The 21,347-nt window shown below is 69.4% G+C and carries 23 protein-coding genes and 2 tRNA genes; 14 read left to right on the top strand and 11 right to left on the bottom strand.

Translation table 11 applies throughout. From position 1 onward, the window contains the following. Nucleotides 1–72 precede the first annotated feature (72 nt). From FY549_RS00475 to FY549_RS00455, 5 genes are all read left to right on the top strand, one after another. A complete protein-coding gene (locus tag FY549_RS00475; protein ID WP_149083351.1) occupies nucleotides 73–1,230 on the top strand; it encodes a DNA polymerase III subunit delta' in 1,158 nt (385 codons plus the stop codon). Next, the gene (locus FY549_RS00470; protein WP_187614890.1) at nucleotides 1,227–2,780 is read left to right on the top strand and encodes an alpha/beta hydrolase; all 1,554 of its coding nucleotides are present in this window, start codon (nucleotides 1,227–1,229) and stop codon (nucleotides 2,778–2,780) included. The genes FY549_RS00475 and FY549_RS00470 overlap by 4 nt, the downstream gene beginning before the upstream one ends. Before the next feature lie 69 nt (nucleotides 2,781–2,849). Further along, nucleotides 2,850–2,922 (top strand) — tRNA-Thr (locus FY549_RS00465). A 79-nt stretch (nucleotides 2,923–3,001) separates the two neighbouring features. Next, nucleotides 3,002–3,583, top strand: a complete 582-nt coding sequence (locus FY549_RS00460; RefSeq protein ID WP_149083350.1) for an isochorismatase family protein — start codon at nucleotides 3,002–3,004, stop codon at nucleotides 3,581–3,583. After that, complete coding sequence (locus tag FY549_RS00455) at nucleotides 3,580–4,113, top strand: DUF1697 domain-containing protein (protein WP_149083349.1); 534 nt, start codon at nucleotides 3,580–3,582, stop codon at nucleotides 4,111–4,113. Before FY549_RS00460 ends, FY549_RS00455 begins: the two co-directional genes overlap by 4 nt. On the opposite strand, the gene FY549_RS00450 is transcribed toward FY549_RS00455, so the two are convergent. Continuing rightward, entirely contained in the window at nucleotides 4,097–4,309 is a 213-nt protein-coding gene (locus FY549_RS00450; protein WP_149083348.1) for a hypothetical protein, read from the bottom strand. The genes FY549_RS00455 and FY549_RS00450 overlap by 17 nt on opposite strands. A gap of 25 nt (nucleotides 4,310–4,334) precedes the next feature. Between FY549_RS00450 and FY549_RS00445 the strand changes: the two genes are divergently transcribed. Further along, a complete protein-coding gene (locus tag FY549_RS00445) occupies nucleotides 4,335–4,853 on the top strand; it encodes a CGNR zinc finger domain-containing protein (RefSeq protein ID WP_149083347.1) in 519 nt (172 codons plus the stop codon). A 3-nt stretch (nucleotides 4,854–4,856) separates the two neighbouring features. On the opposite strand, the gene FY549_RS00440 is transcribed toward FY549_RS00445, so the two are convergent. Beyond that, on the bottom strand, nucleotides 4,857–5,402 hold the full coding sequence (locus tag FY549_RS00440) for a type 1 glutamine amidotransferase domain-containing protein (protein ID WP_149083346.1): 546 nt from the start codon (nucleotides 5,400–5,402) through the stop codon (nucleotides 4,857–4,859). A 159-nt stretch (nucleotides 5,403–5,561) separates the two neighbouring features. Here FY549_RS00440 and FY549_RS00435 point away from each other — a divergent pair, with 159 nt between their 5' ends. Continuing rightward, nucleotides 5,562–6,026: a hypothetical protein gene (locus tag FY549_RS00435; RefSeq protein WP_149083345.1), complete on the top strand. Its 465-nt coding sequence runs from the start codon at nucleotides 5,562–5,564 to the stop codon at nucleotides 6,024–6,026. Between the two features lie 8 nt (nucleotides 6,027–6,034). Here FY549_RS00435 and FY549_RS00430 read toward each other — a convergent pair. Both FY549_RS00430 and FY549_RS00425 read right to left on the bottom strand, forming a co-directional pair. Next, nucleotides 6,035–6,107: transfer RNA gene (locus FY549_RS00430), tRNA-Lys, on the bottom strand. Between the two features lie 135 nt (nucleotides 6,108–6,242). Then, nucleotides 6,243–6,902 (bottom strand): fasciclin domain-containing protein, encoded by a 660-nt coding sequence (locus tag FY549_RS00425; RefSeq protein ID WP_149083344.1) that lies wholly within the window; start codon nucleotides 6,900–6,902, stop codon nucleotides 6,243–6,245. A gap of 167 nt (nucleotides 6,903–7,069) precedes the next feature. Between FY549_RS00425 and FY549_RS00420 the strand changes: the two genes are divergently transcribed. From FY549_RS00420 to FY549_RS00400, 5 genes are all read left to right on the top strand, one after another. After that, the gene (locus FY549_RS00420) at nucleotides 7,070–8,782 is read left to right on the top strand and encodes a cytochrome c biogenesis protein DipZ (RefSeq protein ID WP_149083343.1); all 1,713 of its coding nucleotides are present in this window, start codon (nucleotides 7,070–7,072) and stop codon (nucleotides 8,780–8,782) included. Between the two features lie 31 nt (nucleotides 8,783–8,813). Further along, a complete protein-coding gene (sigK, locus tag FY549_RS00415) occupies nucleotides 8,814–9,416 on the top strand; it encodes an ECF RNA polymerase sigma factor SigK (RefSeq protein WP_187614889.1) in 603 nt (200 codons plus the stop codon). Continuing rightward, nucleotides 9,413–10,186, top strand: a complete 774-nt coding sequence (locus FY549_RS00410; protein ID WP_149083342.1) for an anti-sigma factor domain-containing protein — start codon at nucleotides 9,413–9,415, stop codon at nucleotides 10,184–10,186. The genes sigK and FY549_RS00410 overlap by 4 nt, the downstream gene beginning before the upstream one ends. 29 nt (nucleotides 10,187–10,215) lie before the next feature. Continuing rightward, a complete protein-coding gene (locus tag FY549_RS00405; protein WP_149083341.1) occupies nucleotides 10,216–10,845 on the top strand; it encodes a DNA-directed RNA polymerase subunit beta in 630 nt (209 codons plus the stop codon). Between the two features lie 160 nt (nucleotides 10,846–11,005). After that, on the top strand, nucleotides 11,006–11,890 hold the full coding sequence (locus tag FY549_RS00400) for an aminotransferase class IV (protein WP_149083340.1): 885 nt from the start codon (nucleotides 11,006–11,008) through the stop codon (nucleotides 11,888–11,890). Nucleotides 11,891–12,052: 162 nt separating this feature from the next. On the opposite strand, the gene pstB is transcribed toward FY549_RS00400, so the two are convergent. The 7 genes from pstB to FY549_RS00365 all read right to left on the bottom strand — a co-directional run bounded on the left by pstB (nucleotide 12,053) and on the right by FY549_RS00365 (nucleotide 20,221). Continuing rightward, the gene (gene pstB, locus FY549_RS00395; RefSeq protein ID WP_149083339.1) at nucleotides 12,053–12,832 is read right to left on the bottom strand and encodes a phosphate ABC transporter ATP-binding protein PstB; all 780 of its coding nucleotides are present in this window, start codon (nucleotides 12,830–12,832) and stop codon (nucleotides 12,053–12,055) included. 29 nt (nucleotides 12,833–12,861) lie between these two features. Beyond that, nucleotides 12,862–13,959, bottom strand: coding sequence for a phosphate ABC transporter permease PstA (gene pstA, locus FY549_RS00390; protein ID WP_149083338.1), 1,098 nt, complete (start codon nucleotides 13,957–13,959; stop codon nucleotides 12,862–12,864). A 1-nt stretch (nucleotide 13,960) separates the two neighbouring features. After that, nucleotides 13,961–14,944 carry a phosphate ABC transporter permease subunit PstC gene (gene pstC, locus FY549_RS00385; protein ID WP_149083337.1) on the bottom strand — a complete coding sequence of 328 codons (984 nt, stop codon included), beginning with the start codon at nucleotides 14,942–14,944 and terminating at the stop codon, nucleotides 13,961–13,963. A 106-nt stretch (nucleotides 14,945–15,050) separates the two neighbouring features. Next, the gene (locus FY549_RS00380) at nucleotides 15,051–16,154 is read right to left on the bottom strand and encodes a phosphate ABC transporter substrate-binding protein PstS (RefSeq protein ID WP_149083336.1); all 1,104 of its coding nucleotides are present in this window, start codon (nucleotides 16,152–16,154) and stop codon (nucleotides 15,051–15,053) included. A gap of 186 nt (nucleotides 16,155–16,340) precedes the next feature. Further along, nucleotides 16,341–17,327, bottom strand: a complete 987-nt coding sequence (locus tag FY549_RS00375) for an NUDIX hydrolase (RefSeq protein WP_149083335.1) — start codon at nucleotides 17,325–17,327, stop codon at nucleotides 16,341–16,343. Next, nucleotides 17,324–19,492: an RNA degradosome polyphosphate kinase gene (locus FY549_RS00370; protein WP_149083334.1), complete on the bottom strand. Its 2,169-nt coding sequence runs from the start codon at nucleotides 19,490–19,492 to the stop codon at nucleotides 17,324–17,326. Before FY549_RS00370 ends, FY549_RS00375 begins: the two co-directional genes overlap by 4 nt. A 45-nt stretch (nucleotides 19,493–19,537) precedes the next feature. Continuing rightward, entirely contained in the window at nucleotides 19,538–20,221 is a 684-nt protein-coding gene (locus FY549_RS00365; protein ID WP_149083333.1) for a winged-helix domain-containing protein, read from the bottom strand. A gap of 74 nt (nucleotides 20,222–20,295) precedes the next feature. Between FY549_RS00365 and FY549_RS00360 the strand changes: the two genes are divergently transcribed. Together FY549_RS00360 and FY549_RS00355 are read left to right on the top strand one after the other, a co-directional pair. Next, on the top strand, nucleotides 20,296–20,586 hold the full coding sequence (locus FY549_RS00360; RefSeq protein ID WP_149083332.1) for a hypothetical protein: 291 nt from the start codon (nucleotides 20,296–20,298) through the stop codon (nucleotides 20,584–20,586). A 149-nt stretch (nucleotides 20,587–20,735) separates the two neighbouring features. After that, the gene (locus FY549_RS00355) at nucleotides 20,736–21,338 is read left to right on the top strand and encodes an FABP family protein (protein ID WP_149083331.1); all 603 of its coding nucleotides are present in this window, start codon (nucleotides 20,736–20,738) and stop codon (nucleotides 21,336–21,338) included. The last annotated feature ends 9 nt before the right edge of the window (nucleotides 21,339–21,347 follow it).

Here is a 21,347-nt window from a genome sequence, read left to right as displayed (position 1 = left end):
CGCGTTCCCGCGGTCGGTGCACGGGGCCGAGCCGGTGGCGAGGGCGTCGGCGGTCCCGATTAGGCTGAGTGCATGCCCTCGACCCTCGCCGCACCGTTTCCGTGGGCCGACGTCTGGGGGCAGGAAGCCGCGATCGATACGCTCCGCGCCGCCTCGTCCGATCCGGCGGCGCTCTCGCACGCCTGGCTCATCACCGGCCCGCCAGGGTCCGGTCGCTCGACACTCGCCTATGCGTTCGCCGCCGCTCTCATCGCGGAGGGGCCGGACGACGAGGCCACCATGCGTCAGGTCCTCGCCGGGACCCACCCGGACGTCACCGCGCTGCGCACCGACAAGGTGATCATCACCATCGCCGAGGCGCGGGCCCTCGTGGAGCGGTCGTACTTCGCCCCGTCCGCCGGTCGGTACCGGGTCATCGTCGTCGAAGACGCCGACCGCATGGTCGAGCGCACCTCCAACGTGCTGCTCAAGGCGCTGGAGGAGCCGCCCGAGCAGACGGTCTGGATCCTCTGCGCTCCGAGCGAGGCCGACCTCCTGCCCACGATCCGTTCCCGCGTGCGGTCGCTGCGGCTCCGCGAGCCCGACGTGGCGGACGTGTCCCGCCTCATCAGCCTCCGTACGGGGGTGGACGAGGCCGTCGCCGAGCAGGCCGCACGCCACGCGCAGCGCCATATCGGAATGGCGCAGCGCCTCGCCACCGACGACGCCGCACGGCGCCGCCGCGACGAGACGCTCCGGGCCGTGCTGGGGGTGCGCGGGGTCAACGACGCCGTCGAGGTCGCCGGACGCATCATCCAGGCCGCGACGGAAGACGCCAAGGCGCTCACGGCGGAGCGGGATGCGAGCGAACGGGCCGCGCTCCTCCGCACCGTCGGCGTCGCCGAGGGGCAGGCGGTGCCCCCAGCTCTGCGGGCGCAGGTGTCGGCACTCGAAGACGAGCAGAAGAAGCGCGCGACGCGGAGTCTCCGCGACGGCATCGACCGCGTCCTCACCGATCTGCAGTCGCTCTTCCGGGACGTGGTGATGCTGCAGTACGGCCGAGGGGACGATCTCATCAACCGCGAGCTGCAGACCGAGCTGACCGACCTCGCGGCCGCCTGGAGCGTGGAGCGGACGCTCATCGTGCTCGATCATCTGGCCGAGACCCGTGAGGCGTTGGAGCGCAACGTCGCCCCGCTTCTCGCGCTCGAGAGTTTGCTCGTGACCGTCACGAGCGGGAGGAAACCGTGAAGACTCGATCCCTGCCCCGCCTCCGCCGCACTGCGGCGATCGTCGCCGGCCTTGCGGCGGCCTCGGTCGCGCTGTCCGGGTGCCTGTACGCCATGATCCCGGAGCAGTCGTCGCGCCCGGCCGTGGAGAAGACGCCGGACACCGAGGGCGTCGCCGAAGATCTGCTGCCCTATTACTCCCAGGAGCTGGAGTGGACGGACTGCGGTCAGGGCTTCGACTGCACCACCGTCACCGCGCCGCTCGACTGGGAAGACCCCGGCGCGGGCGAGATCGAACTCTCTGTCGTGCGGCATCGTGCCCAGGGTGAGGCGGTCGGCTCCCTGCTGACCAATCCCGGCGGGCCGGGCGCCAGCGGCGTCGACCTCATCCAGGGGTCCCTCGACTACGCCGTCGGCCCGGCCCTCATCGAGAACTACGACGTCATCGGCTTCGATCCCCGTGGCGTCGGCTCCTCGACTGCCGTCACCTGCTACGACGCGAAGGAGATGGACGAGTACTTGTACGGCATCCCCGCCGCGCCCCGGGGAACCCCGGAGTGGGAATCCGAGCTGCTCGACTCGGCACGCGCCTTCGGCGAGGCGTGCGACGTCAACAGCGAGGGGATTCTGCCCTTCATCACCACGGTGAACGCGGCCAGGGACATGGACCTTCTCCGCGCCGTCTTGGGCGACAAGGAGCTCAACTACCTCGGGTACTCGTATGGCACGTTCCTCGGCGCGACCTACGCCAAGCTGTACCCGGAGAAGGCCGGCCGGCTCGTCCTCGACGGGGCCATCGACCCCTCCGTGCCCGGACTCGAGGTCGGCGCCACGCAGGCCCTCGGCTTCGAGTCGGCGCTGCGGGCCTACATGCAGGACTGCCTCGACTCCGGCTCGTGCCCCTTCAACGGCACGGTCGACGAGGCGATGGCCGACCTCGGCGCTCTGCTCGCGAGCGCCGACCGCACGCCCCTCGAGAACGGCGACGGGCGACTCATGGGCGCCGATGCGATGATGACCGCGATCATCGCGGCGCTGTACTCCCAGGACAGCTGGGAGATCCTCACCCAGGCGCTCGACGAGGCGCTGCAGGGTGATCCGACGACCGCGTTCGTGCTCGCGGATTACTACAACGGCCGTGAGAACGGGACCTACATCGACAACTCGACCGAGGCGTTCCGTGCGTACAACTGCATGGACTACCCGGTCGAGGACGACCCCGCCGCCGAGGCCGCCACCGAGAAGAAGATCGCGGAGGGTGCTCCGACCATCGCGCCGTACTGGTCGGGACCGGATCCGTGCGAGGTGTGGCCGTATCCGCCGACCGGGACCCGCGAGAAGATCACGGCGGAGGGTGCGGGCCCGATCGTCGTCGTCGGCACCACCAACGACCCGGCGACCCCGTACGAGTGGTCGGAGTCGCTGGCCGACCAGCTCGCCGAGGGGGTCCTCATCACCCGCGTGGGCGAGGGACACACCGGTTACAACAAGGGCAACGTCTGCGTCGACGAGGCGGTGGAGGCGTTCCTGCTCGAGGACGTGGTGCCGGAAGACGGCCTGCGCTGCGAGTGAGCGGGGCTCGATTCGCGAGTGAGCGCGAGACAGGGTAATATCGGTGATCGCGCCGCTCACGCGTCGCACGCCGCTTTAGCTCAGTCGGCAGAGCATTTCACTCGTAATGAAAAGGTCGTCAGTTCGATTCTGACAAGCGGCTCAGGAAAACCCCCGGGATCCCCGTGATCCCGGGGGTTTCGCCGTTCCGGCGTACGGGGAGGCGGGCGTACGCTCGAGGAATGAGCAGAGCGCTTCTCATCGTCGACGTGCAGAACGACTTCACCGAGGGTGGAGCCCTCGCGGTGGAGGGCGGCGATGCGGTGGCTGCCGCCGTCTCCGCCTACCTCTCGTCGCACGCCGCGGACTACGAGGTCATCATGGCGTCCCGGGACTGGCACGACGCCGAGGGGGACAACGGCGGGCATTTCTCCGAAACCCCCGATTACTCCGACTCCTGGCCGGCGCACTGCGTCGCCGGGACCGCGGGAGCGGACTACGACCCGCTGCTGACGACGGAGAGCGTCACGCACCACGTACGCAAAGGTCAGGGGCGCCCGGCCTATTCGATGTTCGAGGGTGTCACCGACGATGGGGCGACGGTCGCCGCGGTCCTGAGCGCGGCCGGCGTCGTCACGGCCGACGTCGTCGGCATCGCCACGGACCACTGCGTCCGGGCTTCCGCTCTTGATGCCATCGCCCACGGCGTCCACGTCCGGGTGCTCACCGACCTGGTCGCCGGGGTCGCACCGGAACCGAGCGCTGCCGCTCTCGCGGAACTCGCACACGCGGGAGCCGAACTCCTCGAGAGCGCGGAGGCATGAGTCGCAGCGTCCTCCTTCTCCGCGCCGTGAACGTCAGTGGACGCAACAGCGTGCCCATGGCGCGGCTGCGTGAGGTGCTCACCGCCGCGACCGACCTGGAGGACGTCTCCACCTACATCGCCAGCGGCAACATCCTCTGCGCGACCCCGTCCGACCCGGCGGCCGCCTGTGGGACGGTGCGGGCGCTCATCGCGGCGGAGTTCGGCGTGGACACCCCCGTGATCCATCGCACCCATGCCCAGCTCGCGGCTTCGGAAGCAGCGCAGCCCTTCCCGGAGGGGGACCTGAAGCTCGTGCACGCGATGTTCCTCGAGGGTCCGCCGGCGACCGGTGCCCTCGACGTCCTCGGCGAGCGGCTGGTCCCGGGGGAGCGTGTCGCCCTCATCGGCGAGGATCTCTGGATCGACTACGCCGCCGGCGGAGTGCACACCACGAAGCTCACGAAGGCGGTGCTGGACAGGGCGCTCGGAGTCGCCGGGACGGCACGGAATCTGCGCACGGTCCGGAAGCTCCTCACGCTGACGGACTGACCGCGCGGCTCAGCGCCGTCGGCGGGGTCTGCGGGTGGCCGGCGAGGTCGACGCGTCTGCTCGCACACCCCGTGCAGCGGACGTACAGCACCATGCCCTCGCTCGTGGGATGGTGCGACTCGACCAGCCAGGCGTGCTCGTGGGTCTCGGCGGGGGACGAGAGGCGGGGGATCGGGAGGGTGTCGGGTGAGGTCATGGACCCAGGGTGATGTAATGGTCTTATGCATCTCAACCCTTACGGCGAGTACGCGGTCCTCCTCGCCGCTTCTCTCGCGAACGATTGGCCGGAGGACCGGGCGGGCATCGAGGAGCGCACGCTCGCTCTCGGTATGACGCAGACCTTCCCTCCCGCGCCCGACGATCACGCGGAGGTGCGCGCGGTGATCGACGACTGGCTCGCCATCGTCGACGAGGCGGACCCGGACGCGCGCGCGACACTTCTCAACGCCCAGCTCGCCGCCGCGGGCGCCTATCCTCGCCTCACCAATCACGACGACGAGGGATGGCACCTCCACTACCGGGACGACGTGCGGTCGCTGCCGTTCGTCCTCCGCGCGATCATCAACCTCGGCACGGCACTGCACCTCGTGACCCGGGGTATGAGCAGGCTCGGCCGTTGCGAGGCCGCCCCGTGCACGAACGTCGTCGCGGACGTGACGCGCAACGGCCGCCAGCGGTTCTGCTCCGTGAGGTGCGCGAACCGGGCGGCCGTGCGGCGCCATCGGGCGCGCGTCAGCTGAGCGTCACGCGGTCTGGCCGGCGTGCTTGCCTTCGCCGATCTCCTCGACGAGCTTGGCGTTGAACGCCGGCAGGTCGTCGGGCGTGCGGCTCGAGACGAGGCCTTCGTCGACGACGACCTCCTCGTCCACCCAGCTCGCGCCAGCATTGCGGAGGTCGGTCTTCAGGCTCGGGTAGCTCGTGATCGTCCGGCCGTCCACGACTCCGGCCTCGATGAGGATCCAGGCACCGTGGCAGATCACACCGACGGGCTTGTGCTGCTCGAAGAAGGCGCGGGCAAGGTCGATGGAGGCCTGGTCCATGCGGAGGTGATCGGCGTTCACCACACCGCCGGGCAGCACGAGCGCATCGAACTGATCGGCGGAGGCGTCGGCGGACTTCAGGTCGACGGCCTGCTCGTGACCGTTCTTGCCGGTGATGGCCGCACCGTCCGGGGCGATGAGCGTGGCGCTGGCGCCTTCGGTCGTCACCGCCTCCCACGGGCTCGTGAGTTCGCTATCCTCGAAGCCGTCCGTCGCCAGGAATGCCACACGGTTTCCGGTGAGAGTCATGGTCCGTCCTTTCGGTGGGGGATCGCCCTGTTCCGGGCACTCCTCGACCTTCTCGCCGCGTTCCGAGTCCCGCCAGGGGGTGGCCACTCGGCTGCGGCGGTGATACAGGGCACGGCCGCGCTGCGCGAAACCCCGGCACGTCCTCGATACGATCCAGGCATGCGCCTCCGTCCCGCCCTCCTCCTCGTTCCGGTGCTCATCGTCCTCGCCGGCTGCACCCCGTCTCCGGAACCGACGCCGACGGCGACCTCCAGCAGCTCCGCGACGCCGTCGACCTCGCCCGCCCCCACGATCACCCCGACGCCCACCGAGACGTCGGCCCCACCGTCCGCCGGCGCCTTCACGAAGGGGGAGCTCGTCTCCCTCTGCACGGACAAGATCCGCACGATCTCACCGAACGCGACGTTCTTCGCCGACATGGCGACCACCGAGTGGCTGGAGCAGTCCGGAGTGTGGTTCGTGGCCGTGCCGGAGACGATCGACGGCCAGGACAACGTCGCCGTCTGCGGCATCGGGGGGAGCCCGGACGCCCCGGACTTCGTCATGCACGGTGAGACGCTGCCCGGTGGCGTCGCCGGAATCCGTGACGACCTGATCGCCGGGAACACGGGTGGTCACGACTGAGGATGCGGTGGGCCCCGTGGGGCTCGAACCCACGACCCGCGGATTAAAAGTCCGATGCTCTGCCAACTGAGCTAGAGGCCCGTGCTCCCAGTCTAGGGCGCACGACGAGGGGCCGTCGGCGCCACAGCTCGCCGACGGCCCCTTCACCTGCCCCGTGTCCCTCCTGACAACCGGGGGAGGCCGTGTGCCGGTCGGGTCGCCGGCACCGTCCCTGGCTTACTCAGCCGGGGGCATCAGGACCGAGTCGATGAGGTACACGGTCGCGTTCGCGGTCTGCACGCCACCGCAGATGACGTTGGCGTCGTTGACCATCCACTCGTCGCCGCTGCCGGTCACCTCGACGTCGGCGCCCTGCACGGTCGTGTGCATGCCCTCGATGTCGGACGGCTCGATCTGGCCGGGGACGACGTGGTAGGTGAGGATCGACGTCAGCAGGTCGCTGTCGGTCTTCAGGGTCTCGATCGTCGCGGCGTCGATCTTCGCGAAGGCGTCGTCGACCGGGGCGAAGACGGTGAACTCATCGCCGTTCAGAGTGTCGACGAGGTTCACGTCCGGGTTGAGCTCGCCGCTCACCGCCGACACGAGGGTCTTCAGCATGGGGTTGTTCGAGGCGGCGACCGCCACCGGGTCCTGGGACATGCCCTGGATGGAACCGGCGCCGTCCGGGACCTCTTCGGCGTACGCCTCGCAGCCGGGGCCGACGAGGTTCGCGGCGGGGTCCATCTCCATCGGCGTCGACTCCGACGTCTCCGGGGTCGTCGGCTCCGACGACTCCTCCGTGCTCGTTCCGCTGCCCATGGAACATGCCGAGAGCAGGAATGCGCTCGCCAGACCCAGGGTGACTGCTGCGGTGACCTTCTTCTTGGTGCTGAACATGTCGAGCTCCTTCGAAACTCCGGCCACGGCCTCTCCGTGGCGTCGAGAGGTGTTCGGAAGCCCTGCGGAATCGGATGGGAGAAAATTCGAGATTCCTCGGAATCGGGTCGAATCCAATCCGTTGCAGGGGGTCGGCGCGAACAGCACCCGACAGAGACGAGGACCTCATGGACCTGATCATCATCGGCCTGCTCGGCGGGCTCATCACCGGTATCTCGCCGTGCATCCTGCCCGTGCTGCCGGTGATCTTCCTGACCGGCGGCGCCCAGTCGGCGTCCTACGAGGGGGAGGCGGTGCCCGCGAAACGCAGCCGTCCTTACTTCGTCATCGCGGGGCTCGTGCTGAGCTTCACGCTCGTGACGCTCGCCGGGTCGCTCATCCTCGGCCTGCTGAACCTGCCGCAGGACATCATCCGCTGGGTCGGCATCGCGGTCCTGGTCATCATCGGCGTGGGACTCATCGTGCCGCGGTTCCAGCACATCCTGGAGCGGCCGTTCCAGCGCTTCGGCCAGCGCGAGGTGAAGAACCGCGGCAACGGGTTCGGTGTCGGCCTCGCCCTCGGAGCGGTGTTCGTCCCCTGCGCGGGCCCGGTGCTCGCAGCCATCATCGTCGCCGGTTCCACGGGCCAGATCGGTGTGGGGACCGTGCTGCTCACCGTCTCCTTCGCGATCGGCGTCGCCGTGCCCCTGTTGATCTTCGCTCTCGCCGGTCGCAGCGTCGTCGAGCGCATCCGGGCCTTCCGGACGAAGGAGCGCGCGCTGCGGATCGCCGCCGGCGTGGCGATGATCGCGCTCGCCGTCGGTCTGGTGTTCAACGTCCCCCAGGCGCTGCAGCGGCTGCTGCCGGACTACACGGCGCCCCTGCAGGAGCAGATCGCCGACTCGGAGCAGGTGCAGGACGCGCTCGACCTCGGTGGTCTGGTGAACGAGGAGAACAAGGACCTCGACCAATGCACGAACGGCGCGACCGAACTCGAGTCCTGCGGCACCGCGCCGTCGATCAAGGGCATCCAGCAGTGGCTCAACACGCCGGACGGGGAGGCGGTCGACCTGAAAGACCTGCGCGGACAGGTGGTCCTCATCGACTTCTGGGCATACTCCTGCATCAACTGCCAGCGCTCCATCCCGCACGTCGTGGCCTGGGACGAGGCCTATCGCGATGCGGGCCTGCGGGTGATCGGCATCCACTCGCCCGAGTACGCCTTCGAGAAGGATCCGGGGAACGTGGCGGCCGGGGCGCGTGACTTCGGCATCGAGTATCCGGTCGCCCTCGACAACACGCTCTCCACCTGGACGAACTACCGCAACCGGTACTGGCCCGCGCACTACCTCATCGACGCGGAGGGCACCGTGCGCCACATCTCCTTCGGTGAGGGCAACTACGCCGCGACGGAGGCGATGATCAGGGAGCTGCTGGAGGACGCCGACCCCGACGTCGAACTCCCCGCCGCCACGGACGTGAAGGATGAGACACCCGAGGTGGGCGCCACGACACGGGAGACGTTCCTCGGCTCCTCGAAGGACGTCAACTACGGCGGCGGCGACGAGTACCGGCGAGGCGACGGGACTTTCACGTTCCCGGAGGACCAGCCCGACGACAGCTTCGCGCTGGACGGCGACTGGACCGTGGAGACCCAGTACGTGACGCCGACGGCGGACGAGGGACGCATCCGGCTGGAGTACCGAGCCGCCGAGGTACGCATGGTCGTCGCCGGATCGGGCGAGGTGGTGGTGACGGACGCCGACGGGAAGGAACAGACCATCACGGTCGACGGGACTCCGCGCTCCTACGGCCTCAGGGAGGAGAGCGACATCGAGAAGGGCACGTTCACGCTCGACGTCCCGTCCGGCGTCGAGGTGTATTCGTTCACATTCGGGTGACGTCTGCACGGGAAGAGGGAGGAGATACGGCATGCTTATGGAGATGGTCATCGATGGGATGGACGTCCCCGAGGACGGGACGGCGCCGCAGGATGCTGTCGCCGACCTCCTCGTCCGCGTCGCCTCCGGTGATCAGGCTGCCTTCGCCGCGCTGTACGACTCCCTCTCCTCCCGTGTCTTCGGCTTGATCCTCCGCGTGCTCGTGAACCGCGCGCAGAGCGAGGAAGTGCTCCAGGAGGTCTTCCTCGAGATCTGGCAATCCGCTTCCCGGTTCGCTCCGAACAAGGGACAGGGGCGAACCTGGGTGATGACGATCGCGCATCGCCGGGCCGTGGATCGGGTGCGAGCGTCGCAGTCGAGTGCGGACCGGGACGTGCGCGCGGGATACAAGGACCTCGGCGTCGCGCATGACAGCGTGGCGGAACGGGTCGAGTTGGAGATCGAGGGAGAGCGGGTCGTCGCCGCGCTGACGGGGCTTCCCGAAGCGCAGCGGGAGGCGCTCGTCCTCGCCTACTACGGCGGTTACAGTCAGAACGAGATCGCGGCGCTCGTGGGGGCACCGCTGGGGACGATCAAGACACGGATGAGAGACGGGCTGACCCGTCTCCGCACGGCGATGGGGGTGACGGCATGAACGAGAAGGACTTCGCAGAGCTCGCGGCAGGTGCCGCGCTCCACGCGCTGTCGGCGGACGACGAGCGCCGCTACCGGCGTGCCCTCACCGAGCATCCGGAGTGGGCGGCCCAGCGCGACGCCGACGATGAGACGGCGGCTCTCCTCGCCGACGGCGTGGCCCCGGTGACTCCGCCCGCCGGTGTCCGCGCCGCGCTGCTCGCGCAGATCGCCCAGACCCCGCAGCAGGACGGCCCCGCACCGGACCCCGCGCCGGACCAGGCCGCCGCGATGGGTGCTCCCGCTGCCGATGAGCCGGCGGTGCGCCCGGCTCGCCGCTGGACTCGACTCGCCTTCGCGCTCGCCGCGTGCTTGGCGCTCCTCGTCGGCGTGGGCATCGGGGCCGTGGCCCTGAATGACCGATTGAATCGGCCGGCGAGTGTCGTGGCGCTGCAAGAGATCGAATCCGCCGGCGACGCGCAGAAGGCCACGGTGGAGCTCGACGACGGCGCGACCGCGACGGCGCATTGGTCGGGTTCCGTCGGCAAGGCGGTGCTCGTCACGGACGGCCTGCCCGAGGCGGCGGACGGGAAGACCTACGAGCTGTGGTTCGTGCGTGGCGAGGATCCGATCCCGGCCGGCGTGTTCGACGTCGACGGCGGAGAGGCCACGGCGCTTCTCGAAGGGGAGATGCATGCCGGCGACGCCATCGCGGTGACGGTCGAGCAGGAGGGCGGATCGCCGTCCGGGCTGCCCACGACGGATCCCGTCATCGTCATCCCCACGGCCTGAGCGCCCGAAGCGGGGCGTACCCTGGAGGGATGCCCGAGCAGCATCACCGCCCCGTGCGTCGTCCGACGAGTGCCTTCGACAACATCGTCGGCGGGCATGATCCCGCCGAGGAGACGCGGGTCGCGCACGCGACGGCCTCTGCGCTGCTGACCCGCGTCCGCGAGGACGAGAGCGGGGCGAGTGTCGAGCGGCTCATCGCGTTCACGAGCGAGCACGGCATCGACGAGATCGCGGAGCTGTGGTCGAAGGCGCCGTCGCGCACCCTCCCCGGCTCGCTGTGGCGGCTGTACGTCCTCCAGCTCGCCATCCACGGCGATCCCCGTACCGCGGCGCTCCTCTACGACCGGGGGCGGGTCGAGCTGCCGTCGGCCGATGCCGTCGTCGCCGGCGCACCGGTGCCGGCGAGCCCCGAGGAACTCGTCACGCTCATCGACACCATCCTCCGCGGGGCCTTCCGCGGTGACTTCGCCGTGGCACTGGAGCGGGCGGCGGCGTTCTGCCGCGTGCAGGCCTCGGGCGCGACGCACACGGCGGACGACTACGAGCCGACGGAACCGGCCCGTGCCAGCGAGCTCACCACGCGGGCGTTGCGGTTGAGCAGCTACGCCCAGGATCTCGCGGCGTCGGCGGCCCTCTGGCGCACCGGCGCCCTGGCCTGAACCCGGCCGAGTCCGGACAGAGAAAGACCGGGCCGCAAGAACGCCTCTCGGCGGAAGGCCGCTCGCAGCGGCGAAAATTGGAGCCCGGGGTTATGCGGCCCGGCCACTCCAGTGTAACGCGAGGAGGCGGCAGGTATTCCCCGCGTTCTAGGCTCGTGGCATGACCCGTCGCTTCGCCCTCATGATCGACCCCGCCGCCGCCGACGAGCAGCGCGCCGACTACGCCGACACCTTCACCCAGGTGGATGCCGCCGCCCCCGCCCTCAGCGTCGGGGAGCTGAGCACGCAACGGGGCGACGGCGTGTTCGAGTCCATCGGGGTCGTCGGCGGGCATGCGCAGGAGGTCGTTCCACACCTCGAGCGACTCGCGCACTCGGCGCGGCTCTGTGACCTCCCTGTGCCGAACCAGGAGCAGTGGCGCCAGGCGATCCAGCAGGCCGCGGCGCAGCTCGACCAGGGGGAATGGGTCATCAAGCTCATCCTCAGCCGCGGCGTCGAGCACGGCCCGACGCCGACCGCCTGGGTCACGGCCGCCCCGGCCGCGGACTTCGCGGCCGTCCGGAGGAACGGCGTCAAGGTCGTCACCCTCGACCGCGGCTACGACCTCGGCGCCGCGGAGCGTGCTCCCTGGCTGCTGCTCGGGGCCAAGACGCTGTCCTATGCCGTGAACATGGCGGCGCTGCGCGAGGCCAAGCGCCGCGGAGCCGACGATGCCATCTTCGTGTCCAGCGACGGCTTCGTGCTGGAGGCTCCGACGGCCTCCCTCATCCTGCGCTTCGGGGACCGGTTCACGACTCCGGCCCCGAACGGCGGCATCCTCCACGGAACCACCCAGCTCAGCGTGTACGACCACCTCCTCGCGCGGGGCTTCGAGGTCGGCTACGACCGCATCCCGGCCGGCGACCTCACGCGGGCCGACGCCGCGTGGCTCGTGTCGAGCGTGCGCCTCGCCACCGCCATCACCGCGATCGACGGCACCCCTCTTCCCGTCGACACCGCCCTCACGGACGAGCTGAACGGCTACCTCCTCTCCCCGCGCGACTGAGGTGCTCCGGCTCCCTGTGCACAACTCCGGAGATGCCGCGCGACACGCCGTGAGCGGGTCCGGACGCCGGCGTGCCCCCCCGATCTCCGGAGTTATGCACGGGGGCAAGAGGAGCGGGCCCGGACGCGACGCGGCCGGGCCCGAAAGTCGAGGGGGCAGGGCTCAGCCGAAGCGGCCGGAGACGTAGTCCTCGGTGGCCTGTACGGACGGGGTCGTGAAGATGCTCGTGGTGTCGTCGTACTCGATGAGCTTGCCGGGCTTGCCGGTGCCCGCGATGTTGAAGAACGCGGTCTTGTCGGAGACGCGGCTGGCCTGCTGCATGTTGTGCGTGACGATCACGATCGTGAACTCGTTCTTGAGCTCGCCGATCAGCTCCTCGATCGCGTAGGTCGAGATGGGGTCGAGGGCCGAGCACGGCTCGTCCATCAGGAGCACCTCCGGCGAGACCGCGATGGCGCGGGCGATGCAGAGGCGCTGCTGCTGGCCGCCCGAGAGCCCGGAGCCCGGACGGTCCAGGCGGTCCTTGACCTCGTTCCACAGGTTCGCGCCGGTGAGCGACTTCTCGACCAGGTCGTCCTGCTCGCTCTTCGCCATCCGCTTGTTGTTGAGCTTCACGCCCGCGAGCACGTTCTCCTTGATCGACATCGTGGGGAACGGGTTGGGACGCTGGAAGACCATCCCCACCTGACGGCGCACGAGCACCGGGTCGACGCCGGCACCGTAGAGGTCCTTGCCGTCGAGCAGCACCTCGCCCTCGACGCGGGCGCCGGGGATGACCTCGTGCATGCGGTTGAGGGTGCGGAGGAAGGTGGACTTGCCGCAGCCGGAGGGACCGATGAAGGCGGTCACGCTGCGCGGCTGGATGTCGAGGGAGACGCCCTCGACCGCGAGGAAGTTGCCGTAGTAGACGTTGAGGTCGTTGACTTCGATGCTCTTGGACACGTGGATTCCTATTCTGAGTGGTCGGGGGCTCAGCGGCCGTTGACCTTCGGGGCGAACAGCTTCGCGATCAGGCGGGCGAGCAGGTTCAGCACCATGACGATGAGGATGAGGGTGAGGGCAGCGGCCCAGGCGCGTGCGACCGCGGCATCGGGGTTCGTGCCCTGGTTCATGTACTGGTTGTAGGCGAACACCGGGAGGGTCATCATCTGACCGTCGAAGATGTTCGTGTTGAGGCTCTGCGTGAATCCGGCGGTGAGCAGCAGCGGGGCAGTCTCGCCGATCACCCGGGAGATGGCGAGCATGACCGAGGTCATGATGCCGGCGATGGAGGTGGGGAGCACGACCTTGAGGATCGTCAGCCACTTCGGCACGCCGAGGGCGTAGGAGGCCTCGCGCAGCTCGTTCGGGACGATCCGGAGCAGCTCTTCGCTGCCGCGGACGACGACCGGCGTCATCAGCACGGCGAGGGCGAGCGCGCCCATGAAGCCCATCGAGATGCCGGGACGGATCAGGAGCGCGAACACGGCGTAGATGAACAGACCGGCGACGATCGAGGGGATGCCCGTCATGACGTCGACGAAGAACGTGATGGCCTTGGCGATCTTGCCGCGGCCGTACTCGACGAGGTAGATGGAGGTCATCAGCCCGACCGGCACCGAGATGATCGTGGCCGTCAAGGTGATGAGGACCGTGCCCCAGATGGCGTGCACGATACCGCCGCCGTCGCCGACGACGTTGCGCATGGAGTAGGAGAAGAACTCGGCGTCGAAACGCTCGATGCCGTTCGCCACCACGGTCCACAGCAGCGAGACCAGCGGGAGCAGGGCGATGAGGAAGGCGGTGGCGACGAGGGCCGTCATCAGACGGTCGACGGCCTTGCGGCGGCTCTCGGCGATCGAGGAGATGACCGTGATGATCACCATGTAGAGCAGGATGCCGACGATGACGGTGCCCGCGATGTTGAAGTCGGCGAGCGGTGTGTCGGAGCCGGCCGCGGCGACGCCGAACACGGCGGCAGCGACGACGAACGAGACGCCGAGGAGGGCCCACGGTGCCCACTTGGGCAGACGGCCGGAGGTGAGGGCGGTGGCGCTCGCGGCGGGAGGCGCGGTGGTGAGGACGGACATGTCAGTTCGCTCCCGAGAACTCGGCGCGGCGGGCGACGATCCAGCGCGCCAGCGCGTTGACCGCGAAGGTCACGACGAAGAGGATGAGGCCGGTCGCGATCAGCGTGTTCACGCCGGTGCCGTGCGCCTCGGGGAAGGCGAGGGCGATGTTCGCGGGGATGGGCGTGGGGTTCGTGGCGGTGAGCACGAGGAAGCTGACGACCGCGGACGGGGAGAGCACCATCGTCACGGCCATGGTCTCGCCCAGCGCGCGGCCGAGGGCGAGCATCGCGGCCGACACCATGCCGCCGCGGGCGAAGGGGAGCACGGCCATGCGCACCATCTCCCACCGGGTCGAACCCAGGGCGAGGGCGGCCTCCTCGTGCAGCTTCGGAGTCTGCAGGAAGACCTCGCGGCAGATGGCGGTCATGATCGGGATGCACATCACGGCGAGCACGAGGGCGGCGGTGAGGATGGTCTTCCCGGTCGCGGAGACCTGACCGCCGAAGAAGGGCACCCACGAGGCGTTCTCGTTGAGCCACACGTAGATCGGCTGCAGCAGGGGGGCGAGCACGAGGCCGCCCCAGAGGCCGAAGACCACGGACGGCACCGCCGCGAGCAGGTCGATGATGTAGCCGAGGAACGCCGCGAGCCGGCGGTGGGCGTAGTGCGAGATGAAGAGCGCGATGCCGATGGCGATGGGCGCGGCGATCAGCAGGGCCATGAACGACGCCCAGAGGGTGCCGAAGACGAGCGGCCACACGTACTCCCAGAACGACTGGCCACGCAGGATGTGGTTGTCGGTGGTGTCGAGCTGGAACGCCGGCAGGCTCTGGATGATGAGGAAGGCGGCGACGAGCGCCAGCACGACCAGGATGATGATGCCGGCCGCCAGTGCGGTGCCGGAGAAGACCCGGTCGCCGAGACGCTGCTTGGCCTTGATCGGTGTGGGCGGCGCCGGTGTCGGTGCCGGTGCCGTTGTCGGCTCCTGCGCGGTCGTGCTCATGATCTCCCTGTTTCGGGCCGGGTGGAGATGGATCGGGTGCTGACCTGGCGGAGCCCCCGCGCCCGCTCGGGGACGCGGGGGCACCGTCGTCAGTGGATCGGCAGGATCAGCCGACCTGGATCAGGTCGATCGCGGCCTGGACCTGCTCGCGCAGGCCGTCCGAGATCGGGGCGCTGCCGGCGTTCTCGGCGGCGGCGTCCTGGCCCTCGGCGCTCGCCATGTACGTGAAGTACTCCTTCACGAGCTCCGCGACGTTGCTGTCCTCGTACTGCTCGCAGCCGATGAGGTAGCTGACCAGGGCGATCGGGTAGGCGCCGTCCGCGGCGGCGGCCGGGTCGACATCGAAGACGAGGTCACCCTCGCCGCGGCCCTCGGCGAGCGGCGAGCCCTCGACGAGCTTCGCGGCAGCCTCGGCCGAGTAGGAGACGAACTCCTCGCCCACGCCGACCGCGACCTGGCCGAGGCCCTCGGCCTGCGACGCGTCGAGGAAGCCGATGGCGCCGTTGCCGGCCGTGAGAGCCTGCTTCACGCCCGAGGTGCCCTGAGCGGCCTCGCCGCCCTGGATCGGCCACTCGTCCGAGACCTCGTAGGTCCAGACATCGGGAGCCGTCGCGCTGAGGTACTTGGCGAAGGTCTCCTGCGTACCCGAGGGGTCGGAGCGGTGCACGGGCGAGATGGCGAGGTCCGGGAGCTCGACACCGTCGTTGAGGGCCGCAATGGCCTCGTCGTTCCAGTTGGTGATGGTGCCGGCGAAGATACCCGCGATCGTGGCGGCGTCGAGGTTCAGGGTGTCGATGCCCTCGAGGTTGAACGCGACGGCGACGGGGGAGATGTAGAGGGGGACCTCGACGATGTCGTCGGAGGCGCAGGCGCCGAAGCCGCCGGCAGCGATCTCCTCGTCGTTGAACGCGCGGTCGGAGCCGATGAAGTTGCTGCCGCCCTCGAGGAAGTTCTCACGTCCGGTGCCGGAACCCGTGGGCTCGTAGTTGACGGTCACGTCCGGGTTGGCGGTCTGGAAGGCGGCGACCCAGGCCTCCTGGGCCGCGGTCTGCGAGGACGCGCCGGTCGCGTCGATCGTGCCGGAGAGCGTGGACTCCGAGGGCTCTTCGCTGGAGCCGCCGGCTCCGCCTTCGTTCGCGGCACAGCCGGCGAGGGCGAGAGCGGCGACGGCGCCGATGGCGCCGATTCGTGCGATTCGGGAGATCTTCACTGTGGATCCTTCGATCTTGGAGGGGTGGGGCCCGGTGCAGGGCACACAGTGACGCTAGGGGCGACGGTTAACGAGACTCTCCCGAGCAGGTGAACGGCAGGTGAACGACCGGCGACTCTCTGGGGACGATCCCAGTCGCCGCCTGGGTCGCTGAGCCCTTCGAAGCGCGCTGAGCCGGTCGACGCGTCAGACCTTCGGCGCGTGGGTCTCGATCGAGATGATCCCTGAGCCCGGGTTCGTCGCGGAGACATGGACGATGGAGAACGCACCGGTCTCCAGATCGGCGGCGCTGCTGACGTACGAGCCGCGGAGGGTGCCCGTCGCGAGGGCGATCTCCGAGAGCAGTCCGGGGAGCACGGGGCCGTGGCTGCACAGCACCGCGGGCTTCCCGGCGCGGATGCGGCGGCCGACGACGGAACGCAGATCGGCGACGCCGTCCTCCCAGGCGTCCTGGCTGATCTTCTCGGTCAGGACCGGCTTACGGTCCAGCGCCTTGGCCAGCGGGGCGACGGTCTGGACGCAGCGCACGGCGTCGCTCGTGACGATCTTCCGTACGCCGAAGGCTCGGAGAGGACCGACGATGGCCTTGGCCTGGCGCTTGCCGCGGTCGGTGAGCGGACGCGCGGCGTCGGCCTTGTCCCATTCCGATCGGGGCAGCGCCTTCGCATGGCGGAGAGCGATCACCGGGAAGGTCCGCAGCACACCGTCCTCCACGAGGGCAGCGAACGCATCGAGGATCTCGTGGTCCACGGGATAGCTCAGCGCGGCACGAGCCTTCTTGACGCTGACCCACTCCAGTGCGGCGATCTCCCGGTTGGGCACGAACGTCGAGGCGCGGATCGCCGCGTCGGTGGCCTCCGCAGCCCAGTAGTGGACGACCTTCTGCTTCCGGGAGGCGAGGTGGTAGCGGCTGATCCCGACGGGAACCCCGAGGGCGACGCGGATGCCGGTCTCCTCGTGCACCTCGCGCACCGCCGTCTCGGCGAGCATCTCCCCGGGGTCGACTTTGCCTTTCGGCAGGGTGACGTCCCGGTACTTGGTGCGATGGATCAGCAGGATGCGAAGCTTGCCGTCGACGAGTCGCCACACGACCGCCCCGGCCGCGTACACGGCCTTGCTCGCCCACTTCGCGTCGGTGGCGGGCTCCGGAAGCTGGACCTGCCGCGCCGTCATCGAACCGCCCGCGCCCGGCGGCGTCGCTGGATCATGCCCATGGTCTTATCCTGCAGGTCCACGAGCGGCTTGCCGTCGGCATCCACGGCGTGGCGCTCCCACACGCCGTCGCGGCCCAGATGCCACGACGAGGTCCGGTCGTCCATCGCCAGGTCGAAGAAGGCGGTGAGCTCCTTGAGGTGCGCGGTGTCGGTGACCCGGACGAGGGCCTCGACGCGACGGTCGAGGTTGCGGTGCATCATGTCGGCGCTGCCGATGTACACCTGCGGATCTCCGTCGTTCTCGAACGTGAAGATGCGGGAGTGCTCGAGGTAGCGGCCGAGGATGCTGCGGACCGTGATGTTGTCGCTGATCCCGTCGAGATCGGTCCGCAGGCTGCAGATGCCGCGCACCCACACGTCCACCTTCACGCCCGCAGCGCTGGCGCGGTACAGGGCGTCGATGATCTCCTCGTCGACCATCGAGTTGACCTTGATCCGGATGTGTGCGGGCTTGCCCGCCTCGGCGATCCGGCGCTCGGCGTCGATCAACCGGACGAGACCCTTGCGGAGGTGCAGCGGAGCGACGAGCAGCCGCTTGAACTTCTTCTCGATCGCGTAGCCGCTGAGCTCGTTGAACAGCCGGGTGAGGTCCTTGCCCACCTGGGCGTCCGCGGTGAACAGCCCGAAGTCCTCGTAGATGCGGCTGGTCTTCGGGTTGTAGTTGCCGGTGCCGACGTGGGAGTAATGACGGAGCATGCCGTCCTCCTCGCGGATCACGAGCGCGAGCTTGCAGTGCGTCTTGAGCCCGACGAGGCCGTACACCACGTGCACGCCCGCCTTCTCCAGCTTGCGTGCCCAGACGATGTTGTTCGCCTCGTCGAACCGCGCCTTCACCTCGACGAGCGCGAGCACCTGCTTGCCGGCCTCGGCGGCGTCGATGAGCGCCTGCACGACGGGGCTGTCGCCCGAGGTGCGGTAGAGCGTCTGCTTGATCGCGAGCACGTGCGGATCGCGCGCCGCCTGCTCGAGGAACGCCTGCACGCTGGTCGTGAACGACTCGTACGGGTGGTGCACCAGGACGTCGGACTTGCGGATCGCCTTGAAGATGTCCGCACGGCTGTTGGAGCCCGTCGGCTGGAACGCCACGGCGGTGGTCGGCAGATGCGGCGGATACCGCAGGTCGGGGCGGTCGATGCGAGACAGATCGAACAGTCCGCGAAGGTCGAGCGGCCCCGGGAGGCGGTAGACCTCCTGGTCGGTGATGTCGAGTTCGCGCACGAGGAGGTCCATCGTGACCTCGTCCATGTCGTCGGTGATCTCGAGTCGGATGGGCGGACCGAACCGGCGCCGCAGCAGCTCGGCCTCGAGCGCCTGGATGAGGTTCTCGCTCTCGTCCTCCTCGATCTCCACGTCCTCGTTCCTGGTGAGGCGGAACGCGTGGTGGTCGAGCACCTCCATGCCGGGGAAGAGGTCGCCGAGGTGGTTCGCGATCAGCTCCTCGAGGCGCAGGAAGCGCTTGATCTCGCCCGTCGAGGGCACCTCGACGAAACGCGGCAGCATGGGCGGCACCTTCAGGCGCGCGAACTCCTGCCGTCCGGTCCGCGCGTTGCGGATGCGGATGGCGAGGTTCAGGGAGAGCCCGGAGATGTACGGGAATGGGTGTGCCGGGTCGACCGCCAGGGGCATCAGCACAGGGAAGACCTGCGCCTGGAAGTAATCGGACAGGGCGGAGCGCTCGTCGTCCGTGAGGTCGGGCCACTCCGTGATCTCGATGCCCGAGTCGGCGAGGGCCGGGCGGACGAGGTTGGTCCACGCGTCCGCATGGCGCAACTGCAGCGCGTGAGCCTCGCGCGAGATGTCGGCGAGGGCGTCCACGGGGGACCGGCCGATGTTGGTCGGCACGGCGAGGCCGGTCATGATGCGCCGCTTGAGCCCCGCGACGCGCACCATGAAGAACTCGTCCAGGTTGCTGGCGAAGATCGCCAGGAAGTTCGCCCGCTCCAGCTCCGGCAGGGACGGATCCTCCGCGAGCTCCAGTACCCGCTGGTTGAACGCGAGCCAGCTCAGCTCGCGATCCAGGTACCGGTGGTCGGGGAGCTGGGAGTCCGGCGCCTCGACGGCGTCGTCGAAGTCGTCGTCTTCGGCGTCACCGAGTCCGGCGTCGGCGAGTGCGGGATCGATCATGGGGTACATCTAAGCACCGGCAGGTGTCGCGCGTGTGAACGGCGGTCAGCGGGAGCCGACCAGGCTGTCGTCCTCGTAGACGTTGAAGCGGTACCCGACGTTGCGCACCGTGCCGATGATCTGCTCCTGATCGCCGAGCTTGGCCCGCAACCGCCGCACGTGCACGTCCACGGTGCGGGTGCCGCCGAAGTAGTCGTAGCCCCACACCTCGCTGAGCAGCTGCTCGCGCGTGAACACCCGGGACGGGTGCGTGGCGAGGAAGTGCAGGAGCTGGAACTCCTTGTACGTGAGGTCGAGAGGACGCCCGTGCAGCTTGGCGGAGTACGACTGCTCGTCGATCGTGACGCCGGAGGCCTGCACGCGCGCCGGCTCCGCGACCTCGTCCCGTCGCGCGAGCGCCAGACGCACGCGGGCGTCGATCTCGGCGGGGCCGGCAGTGGCCAGCAGGACGTCGTCGATGCCCCATTCGCCCGACAGCGCGCTCATGCCGCCCTCGGTGACCACGAGCAGGAGAGGCGCATCCTGTCCGGTCGCCCGCAGCAGACGGCAGAGGGACTTCGCCCCGACGAGGTCGTGCCGACCGTCGACGATCACGATGTCGTACTCGGGGGCGTTGACGAGCTGAGCCGGTTCCGCGGGGATCTGCCGTGCACGGTGGCTCAGCAGCTCGAGGGCGGGCAGCACCTGCTCCGAGAGCGGAGCATTGGTCAGAACCAGCACCAGGGCCACGCGCACTCCTCACCGGCGGGGGGATCGACGCCGTGCCGCCATGATAGCGGCCACCGATGCGCAAGAATGGAGACATGTCAGAACCGGCACTCGCACCCCGCAACGCCTTCACCGGCGTGATCGCGGTCTGGGCGACCGCGTTCGTCGGCAGCGTCGTCATCGGGATCCTCACACCCGAGGAGTGGCGCATCCAATGGATGCTCGTGGGCTTCGGCGCCGTCGTCCTGCTGTCCTTCGCCGTGCAGCTCTGGTACGGGCGCACCCAGGGCTTCATCTTCCGTATCGCGAGCAGCGTGACCGGATCGCTGCTGCTGATGGGCCTCATCTCCATCGGGTTCGGCCTGGCCGCTCTCATCCCCTCCTGAGCCGTATCGCCGGGGGTAAGGTGGAGGCATGGACATCATGGCGCTCGAAATCTTCTTCATCGGCCTGCTGGGCCTGGCGAGCCTCGCGATCGTTTTCGTCTCGGCCGTCGTGCTGCGCAACCTCTTCCGCGGCCAGCGCTGACGACATCGTGATCGAGCTCCCCACCGACCTTCCCGCCGACCTCGCCCCGCTGGCGTGGTTGATCGGCGTGTGGGAGGGGACCGGTGTCATCGACTACCCGGTCGGCGAGGAGCGTCTGCAGGGCGAGTTCACGCATCGCGTGAGCTTCAGCCACGACGGCGGGCCGTTCCTCAACTACGCGGCCACCGCCACCTTCGCGGGCGGCGAGCACACGCCCGCGGTCCCGCTGACAGCGGAATCCGGGTTCTGGCGCCTGGCGCGTCCAGCCGCTGCCACGGACGCCGGACCGGCGCTGCTCCCGCCCACCGTGGCTCCGGTCGCCCGGACGGTCGACGACGTGGAGGCGTTGCGGTCGCCGAACGGGGCCTTCCCGCTCGAGGTGTCCCTGGCCCGCTCGGACGGCATGCTCGAGTACTACCTCGGCGAGATCAACGGCCCGCGCGTCGACCTCTCGTCCGACGCGATCGTGCGGGGCGCGGGCGCCAAGGACTACGGCTCGGCCTCGCGGATGTACGGCCTCGTCGACGGGCACCTGCTGTGGGCGTGGGACGTCGCCGCGCTCGGCACGCCGCTGCGGGCGCACGCCTCGGCGCGTCTCGCCCGCGTCTGAACGAGAGGA

This window comes from Microbacterium sp. 1S1, from assembly GCF_008271365.1.
Lineage (GTDB): Bacteria > Actinomycetota > Actinomycetes > Actinomycetales > Microbacteriaceae > Microbacterium.
Note: the sequence above shows the minus strand (reverse complement) of the source record. Positions and strands in the feature narration are given on the sequence as shown.

Coding starts and splice junctions, on each gene's coding strand:
- FY549_RS00425 (WP_149083344.1), bottom strand. CDS start 6,902: ATGTTCAGCACCAAGAAGAAGGTCACCGCAGCAGTCACCCTGGGTCTG.
- FY549_RS00375 (WP_149083335.1), bottom strand. CDS start 17,327: ATGACGGCGCGGCAGGTCCAGCTTCCGGAGCCCGCCACCGACGCGAAG.
- FY549_RS00440 (WP_149083346.1), bottom strand. CDS start 5,402: ATGACTCTCACCGGAAACCGTGTGGCATTCCTGGCGACGGACGGCTTC.
- FY549_RS00420 (WP_149083343.1), top strand. CDS start 7,070: ATGGACCTGATCATCATCGGCCTGCTCGGCGGGCTCATCACCGGTATC.
- FY549_RS00450 (WP_149083348.1), bottom strand. CDS start 4,309: ATGACCTCACCCGACACCCTCCCGATCCCCCGCCTCTCGTCCCCCGCC.
- FY549_RS00400 (WP_149083340.1), top strand. CDS start 11,006: ATGACCCGTCGCTTCGCCCTCATGATCGACCCCGCCGCCGCCGACGAG.
- sigK (WP_187614889.1), top strand. CDS start 8,814: ATGCTTATGGAGATGGTCATCGATGGGATGGACGTCCCCGAGGACGGG.
- FY549_RS00435 (WP_149083345.1), top strand. CDS start 5,562: ATGCGCCTCCGTCCCGCCCTCCTCCTCGTTCCGGTGCTCATCGTCCTC.
- FY549_RS00405 (WP_149083341.1), top strand. CDS start 10,216: ATGCCCGAGCAGCATCACCGCCCCGTGCGTCGTCCGACGAGTGCCTTC.
- FY549_RS00460 (WP_149083350.1), top strand. CDS start 3,002: ATGAGCAGAGCGCTTCTCATCGTCGACGTGCAGAACGACTTCACCGAG.
- pstA (WP_149083338.1), bottom strand. CDS start 13,959: ATGTCCGTCCTCACCACCGCGCCTCCCGCCGCGAGCGCCACCGCCCTC.
- pstC (WP_149083337.1), bottom strand. CDS start 14,944: ATGAGCACGACCGCGCAGGAGCCGACAACGGCACCGGCACCGACACCG.
- FY549_RS00475 (WP_149083351.1), top strand. CDS start 73: ATGCCCTCGACCCTCGCCGCACCGTTTCCGTGGGCCGACGTCTGGGGG.
- FY549_RS00445 (WP_149083347.1), top strand. CDS start 4,335: ATGCATCTCAACCCTTACGGCGAGTACGCGGTCCTCCTCGCCGCTTCT.
- FY549_RS00455 (WP_149083349.1), top strand. CDS start 3,580: ATGAGTCGCAGCGTCCTCCTTCTCCGCGCCGTGAACGTCAGTGGACGC.
- FY549_RS00370 (WP_149083334.1), bottom strand. CDS start 19,492: ATGATCGATCCCGCACTCGCCGACGCCGGACTCGGTGACGCCGAAGAC.
- FY549_RS00360 (WP_149083332.1), top strand. CDS start 20,296: ATGTCAGAACCGGCACTCGCACCCCGCAACGCCTTCACCGGCGTGATC.
- FY549_RS00410 (WP_149083342.1), top strand. CDS start 9,413: ATGAACGAGAAGGACTTCGCAGAGCTCGCGGCAGGTGCCGCGCTCCAC.